This is a genomic window from Steroidobacter cummioxidans (genome assembly GCF_003104955.1).
Window position 1 is genome coordinate 1 of record NZ_LSRW01000125.1, and the last position, 6331, is coordinate 6331.

Annotated in this window: 5 protein-coding genes and 1 pseudogene; 3 read left to right on the forward strand and 3 right to left on the reverse strand. The window is 62.4% G+C overall.

Annotated features, from left to right (window positions below; genetic code table 11):
- Positions 1–724: pyruvate, water dikinase regulatory protein (locus tag D0550_RS34505; protein ID WP_153067489.1), on the reverse strand; the 724-nt coding region annotated here is incomplete at its 3' end.
- Positions 725–875: 151 nt separating this feature from the next.
- Between D0550_RS34505 and ppsA the strand changes: the two genes are divergently transcribed.
- The gene (gene ppsA, locus D0550_RS34510) at positions 876–3245 is read left to right on the forward strand and encodes a phosphoenolpyruvate synthase (RefSeq protein WP_116813796.1); all 2370 of its coding nucleotides are present in this window, start codon (positions 876–878) and stop codon (positions 3243–3245) included.
- A 57-nt stretch (positions 3246–3302) separates the two neighbouring features.
- On the opposite strand, the gene orn is transcribed toward ppsA, so the two are convergent.
- Positions 3303–3887, reverse strand: a complete 585-nt coding sequence (gene orn, locus D0550_RS34515) for an oligoribonuclease (RefSeq protein WP_116813801.1) — start codon at positions 3885–3887, stop codon at positions 3303–3305.
- Between the two features lie 48 nt (positions 3888–3935).
- On the opposite strand from orn, the gene D0550_RS34520 reads away from it, so the two are divergent.
- Positions 3936–5189, forward strand: a complete 1254-nt coding sequence (locus tag D0550_RS34520; RefSeq protein WP_116813797.1) for a M48 family metallopeptidase — start codon at positions 3936–3938, stop codon at positions 5187–5189.
- Positions 5186–6115, forward strand: coding sequence for a ribosome small subunit-dependent GTPase A (rsgA, locus tag D0550_RS34525; RefSeq protein ID WP_116813799.1), 930 nt, complete (start codon positions 5186–5188; stop codon positions 6113–6115). Before D0550_RS34520 ends, rsgA begins: the two co-directional genes overlap by 4 nt.
- A gap of 20 nt (positions 6116–6135) precedes the next feature.
- Here rsgA and D0550_RS34530 read toward each other — a convergent pair.
- Positions 6136–6331, reverse strand: a pseudogene (locus tag D0550_RS34530) (hypothetical protein); the annotation flags it as partial.

A 6331-nucleotide genomic window follows, 5' to 3' on the forward strand; every position in this document is an offset into this window, starting at 1 on the left:
GCAGCGTCAGATGTGTATAAGAGACAGCCTCGAAGTCGACTTGCGAAGGCGACGAATAATTGCTGTTCGGCCGGCGCTCGTTGCGGATCTGTTGCAGACGTTCCGGCGCGATGGTCAGGCCATACAGCTTGCGCTGATGCTTGATCAGTGCCGCGGGCAACCGACCGGTCTCGAGCTCCTCGTCAGCGAATGGATAATTGGCGGCGAAGATGCCGTATTGCAAGGCCAGGTACAGACAGGTGGGCGTCTTGCCGGTGCGCGACACGCCGACCAGGATCAGATCGGCCCGCTCGTAGTCGCGCGTGACAGCGCCGTCATCGTTGGCCAGGGCGAAATTGGTCGCGTTGATCCTCGTGGTGTAAGCACCGATATCCTGCATGCCGTGTGCTTTGCCCTGCGCGCGCGAGGATTTGAGCTTCAGCTCCATCTCCAGCGGGCCAAGGAACGCATCGAAGAAGTCCAGGAACAGGCCGTTGGCGCGCTTGATGATCTCGCGCAGGTCCTCCTGCACCAAAGTGCTGAAAATCACGGGTCGGACCCCTTCCGCCTCGGCCGTCGCGTTGATGCGACGAACAGCTTCCTGCGCCTTGTCAACAGTGGAGATAAATGGCAGAGTCACCTGCCGAAATGCCTGCCCATCGAATTGCGTCAGCAGGCTGTGCCCCATGGTCTCGGCGGTCACGCCGGTCTGGTCGGACACAAAAAAAACTGTTCTTCGTTCCATTCTTCTGTCGCCAAGACTCACGCGGTATCGCGGGTTGCGGTTAAAATCTCACGGCTTAGCCATTGGGCTAGGTCCACTCGCTTGAGTGATTCATCCCAGTGTTTCATTGGTGGGCCCCAGGTACAAGCCGGGGGTCCGACGAGGATTGCCCTTGACCGCTTACACAGTACCCTTCGAACAGCTTGGACGCCACGACGTTGACACCGTCGGCGGCAAGAACTCCTCGCTCGGCGAGATGATCAGCCACCTGGCCAAGATGGGTGTGAGCGTGCCGACCGGCTTCGCGACCACCGCGCAGGCGTATCGCGACTTCCTCAAGCACGAAGGGCTGGCCGAGCGCATCTCCGCGGAGCTCGCCACGCTCGACGTCGACGATGTCGAGAAGCTCACCGAGGTCGGCGGCAAGATCCGTCAGTGGATTCTGTCGACGCCGTTCCCGTCGCAGCTGGAAAAGGAAATCCTGGCGGGCTACGAGCGCATGGGTGGCGGTCGCGATGTCGCCGTCGCCGTCCGCTCCTCCGCCACCGCAGAAGATTTGCCGGATGCCTCCTTCGCCGGACAGCAGGAAACATTCCTCAACGTGCGCGGCAAGGAAGCGCTGATCAAGTGCGTGCACGAAGTGTTTGCATCGCTCTACAACGATCGCGCCATCGCCTATCGCGTGCACCAGGGCTTCAACCACGACGTGGTCGCGCTGTCCGCCGGCATTCAGTACATGTGCCGCTCCGACATCGGCGCCAGCGGCGTGATGTTCACGCTCGATACCGACTCTGGTTTCCGCAATGTCGTGTTCATCACCGCCTCGTACGGTCTCGGCGAGACCGTGGTGCAAGGCGCGGTGAATCCCGACGAGTTCTACGTTTACAAGCCGACGCTCAAGTCCGGCCACGCGCCCATCCTGCGCCGCACGCTCGGCGCCAAGGCCATCAAGATGGTTTATGGCGAGCCCGGCAGCGGTGAGCGCGTCAAGACCGTCGATGTCGCAAACGAAGATCGCGCCAGGTTCTCCATCGGCGATGCCGACCTGCTGGAGCTGGCCAAGCAGGCGCTCATCATCGAGGAGCACTACGGCTGCCCGATGGACATCGAATGGGGCAAGGACGGTGAGACCGGCAAGATTTATATCCTGCAGGCGCGTCCGGAAACCGTGCAGAGCCGCGCCGGCCGCACCGTGCAGCGCTACTCGCTGAAAAAGAAATCCAAGGTGCTCTCCAGCGGCCGTTCGATCGGTCAGCGCATCGGCGCGGGCCCTGCCCGCATCATTCGCGACGTGAAGGAAATGACCCGCGTGCAAAGCGGCGATGTGCTGGTCGCCGACATGACCGATCCCGATTGGGAGCCGGTGATGAAGCGCGCCTCGGCCATCGTGACGAATCGCGGTGGACGCACCTGTCACGCCGCCATCATCGCGCGCGAGCTCGGCATTCCTGCCGTCGTCGGCTGCGGGGATGCGACCGAGACGATCAAGGAAGGCACCGAAGTCACAGTCTCGTGCGCCGAAGGCGACACGGGCTTCGTCTACGAGGGTGCGTTGCCCTTCGAGCAGAAGATCGTCGAGCTGGACGCGCTGCCCGCGATCAAGACCAAGATCATGATGAATGTCGGCAACCCCGACCGCGCGTTCGACTTCGCTGGCATCCCGCACAAAGGCGTGGGCCTGGCGCGTTTGGAATTCATCATCAATCGCATGATCGGTGTGCACCCGCGCGCGCTGCTCGAATTCGACCAGTTGCCCAAGGATCTGCAGCAAACCATCCGTCGTCAGATGAGCGGCTACAAAGATCCGGTCAGCTTCTACGTCGACAAGCTGTGCGAAGGCATCGCCACCATCGCCGCCGCGTTCGCACCGGAGCCGGTGATCGTGCGCATGTCCGATTTCAAATCGAACGAGTACGCCAATCTGATCGGCGGTCGCCAGTACGAGCCGCACGAAGAGAATCCGATGATCGGTTTCCGCGGCGCCTCGCGCTACGTCGATGAAACATTCCGTCCCTGCTTCGAGCTCGAGTGCCGCGCGTTGAAGCGCGTGCGCGAGGAGATGGGCCTGAAGAATGTGCAGGTGATGGTGCCCTTCGTACGTACGCTCAAGGAAGCCGAGCAAGTCACGCACCTGCTGGCGCAGAACGGCCTGAAGCGCGGCGAGAACGACCTGAAGGTCATCATGATGTGCGAGCTGCCGACCAACGCGCTGCTCGCCGACCAGTACCTGCAGTTCTTCGACGGCATGTCGATCGGCTCGAACGACATGACCCAGCTGACGCTCGGCCTGGATCGCGACTCAGCCATCATCGCGAAGCTGTTCGATGAGCGTGACGAGGCGGTGAAGGCGCTGCTGAAGCTGGCGATCGACGCCTGTCGCAGGAATGGCAAGTACGTGGGTATTTGCGGCCAGGGCCCGTCGGATCACCCCGATCTGGCGCGCTGGCTGGTCGACCAGGGCATCGAGAGCATGTCGCTCAACCCGGATACGGTGGTCGAGACCTGGCTGTTCCTGGCCGGCGGCGCAGCGGCTGCCAAGTAACTCGATGAGGTCGCGACGGCGCCATGCTGCCGTCGCGACTTCGAGCCCGGGTTGCGCTCAGGCGCGCAGGAAATTGGTCCGGTAGTGCTGCAACTCGCGAATGGAGTCGCGGATATCGTCCAGCGCCAGGTGCGTCGAGCTCTTCTGGAAGCTGCTGTACACCTCCGGCGACCAGCGCCGCGCCAGCTCCTTGAGCGTGCTCACATCCAGATTGCGGTAGTGAAAATACCGTTCCAGATTGGGCATCTCGCGCGCCATGAAGCGGCGGTCCTGGCAGATGCTGTTGCCGCACATCGGTGACACGCCGGGCTCGATCCAGCGGCTCAGGAACTCCACCGTCTGACGCTCCGCCTCCTCCACCGTAATCGTGCTGGCCCGGACGCGGGCCGCCAGACCCGACGTGCCATGCTGACGGCGATTCCAGTCATCCATGGCGTCCAGCACCTCATCCGGCTGATGGATGGCCAGCACCGGCCCTTCCGCCAGCGTGTTCAGGTGCTTGTCGGTAACCACCGTGGCGATTTCGATGATGTGGTCGGTGTCGGGCTTCAGGCCCGTCATTTCCAGATCGATCCAGATGAGTCGGGTGGGGTCGCGGTCGGTCACGATGCGTTCTGCCAGCAGTGGGTTTCGTTGCCTCATCATAGCAGCTGACGCTAGAGTGCCTCCGCACGGATCGAGATCATCTCAATGCACTGGTTTACTGGCTTGTTTCTATTACTGCTGCTGGCCTCCACGGCCATGCGCAGCTGGCTCAATCAGCGCCAAAGGGCAGCTGTGCTCCGGCACCGCGCCCGGGTTCCCGAGGCGTTCGCCGAGAAAGTGGACCTGCAGGCGCACCAGAAGGCAGCCGACTATACCGTCGCCGGCACGGCCCTCAACCGCTGGGATGTACTGCTGGATGCGGCCGTGGCGTTATTGCTGACCTTGGGCGGCGGCATCGACGCCATCGACTCCTGGTGGCAGGCGGCGCATCTGTCGCCCACCTGGCACGGGACGGCCGTCGTACTGTCGACTTTCTTTATAGCCAGCGCCATCGGTCTGCCGTTGTCACTGTGGCGTACTTTTGGGATCGAAGCGCGCTTCGAGTTCAACCGCACCACGCCCAAGCAGTACCTCATCGATCTGGTCATGATGCTGGGACTCGGCCTGCTGCTGGGTACGCCGCTGCTGTTCGTGATCCTGTATCTGATGCAACAGGCCGGCTCGCTGTGGTGGCTGTATGCCTGGCTGGTGTGGGTGAGCTTCTCGGTGCTGGTCACCTGGGCGTACCCGGCGATCTTCGCCCCGCTGTTCAACAAGTTCACCCCGGTGACCGACGAAGCGCTCAAACAGCGCACCGAGGCCGTGCTGCAGCGCTGTGGATTCGAATCGAAGGGTGTGTTCAAGATGGACGGCTCGCGCCGCTCCACGCATGGCAACGCGTATTTCACCGGCATCGGCCGCAACAAGCGCATCGTGTTCTTCGACACCTTGCTCGAGCGGCTGCAGGCCACGGAAGTCGAAGCGGTACTCGCGCACGAACTCGGCCATTTCCGACTGCATCACATTCGCTCGGGCCTGATTCTTCAGGTCGTCATGGGCCTGCTCGGGTTTCTGTTGCTCGATCTGCTGATGCGCTGGCCCGTATTCTATGCGGCGCTGGGTGTCACGAAGCCCTCCACGCACGCGGCGCTGCTGCTCTTCATGTTCGTGCTGCCGGTGTTCACCTATTTCCTCACCCCGCTGGGTGCGTGGTGGTCGCGCAAGCACGAGTTCGAAGCCGATGAATTCGCCGCCAAGCATGCCGACGCCATGGATCTGGCCAATGCATTGGTGAAACTGCATCGGGACAATGCGAGCACGCTGACGCCCGACACTCTGCACTCGGCCTTCTACGACTCACATCCGCCCGCACTCGTGCGCATCACGCGCCTGCTGTCGCTGGCCACTCAGCGCTCATGAGCGACACGCTCGAGACGCCAGCGCGCGTCACGGAATCGTTTGGCCGTCGCGTCATCGTCGAAACGACCGACGGTGCACGCATGTCGGCCGAGCTGTTCGGCAAGCGTTTGACTTGCGTGTGCGGCGATGAAGTGATGATTCGCGGGCCGTCACAAAGCAGCGGCGATGTCGCGAAGGTAGTCAGCGTCTCCCCTCGCCGCTCTTTGTTTGCTCGCACCGACAGCCGTGGACGCACCGAGCCGCTGGCCGCGAATCTGTCGCTGATCATCGTAATCATCGCGCCCAACCCCGAGCCGGATTTGTTCATCGCGGATCGTTACCTCGCCGGTGCCGCGCTCGCGGGAATTTCTGGCGCGCTCATCGTGAACAAGTCGGAGCTGCCGGGCGCCGAGGATCCGGACTTCCAGACTCGCGTGAACGATTACGAGCGTGCGGGTTATCCGGTGTTGCGACTGTCTGCGAAGAATGAGCCCACGGTGGCCCCGGTGCGCGAGCTGCTCGTGAACCACAGTGCCATGCTCGTCGGTCAGTCCGGCGTCGGCAAATCGACGCTCACCAATCGCCTGGCGCCGGAGTCCGAACGAGCGACGCGTTCGTTATCCGATTCGACGGGTGAAGGCCGACATACGACGGTATCGACGGCGTTGTTTCGTTTGTCGAGTGGCGGCGAGCTGATCGACTCGCCCGGGGTCCGCGATTTCGCCCCACCGCCGGTCGAAGATGCGATGGTGCAAGTCGGCTGGCCGGAAATCCTGAAACTCGCGCCCGAGTGCAAGTTCAACAACTGCCTGCACCTTCGCGAACCTGGCTGCGCAGTGCTCGCCGCCGTGGCCGAGAACACTCTCTCGGCGCGTCGTTATGAAAGTTATAAACGCCTGCTCAACATCATGCGTGGGCTCGCGCCGGAATACGAACGCCGGCGCTAACCCGCTTCTGTCTCGGACGCTTACTGCCACGCGCTCGCTTTGGTGTCCCCGTTGAGGAACGGCAGTGCCGTGGTCACCAGCTCCGGCGCCAGGAAGATGTCGTAGTGCGTGTGATTGGGAAGAATCGCCAGACGATTCTGCGACAGGTTCTCCCGCATCCAGCCGGCATCCTTCAAACCACCGCCGAGCAGCCTGTCTCTTATACACATCTGACGC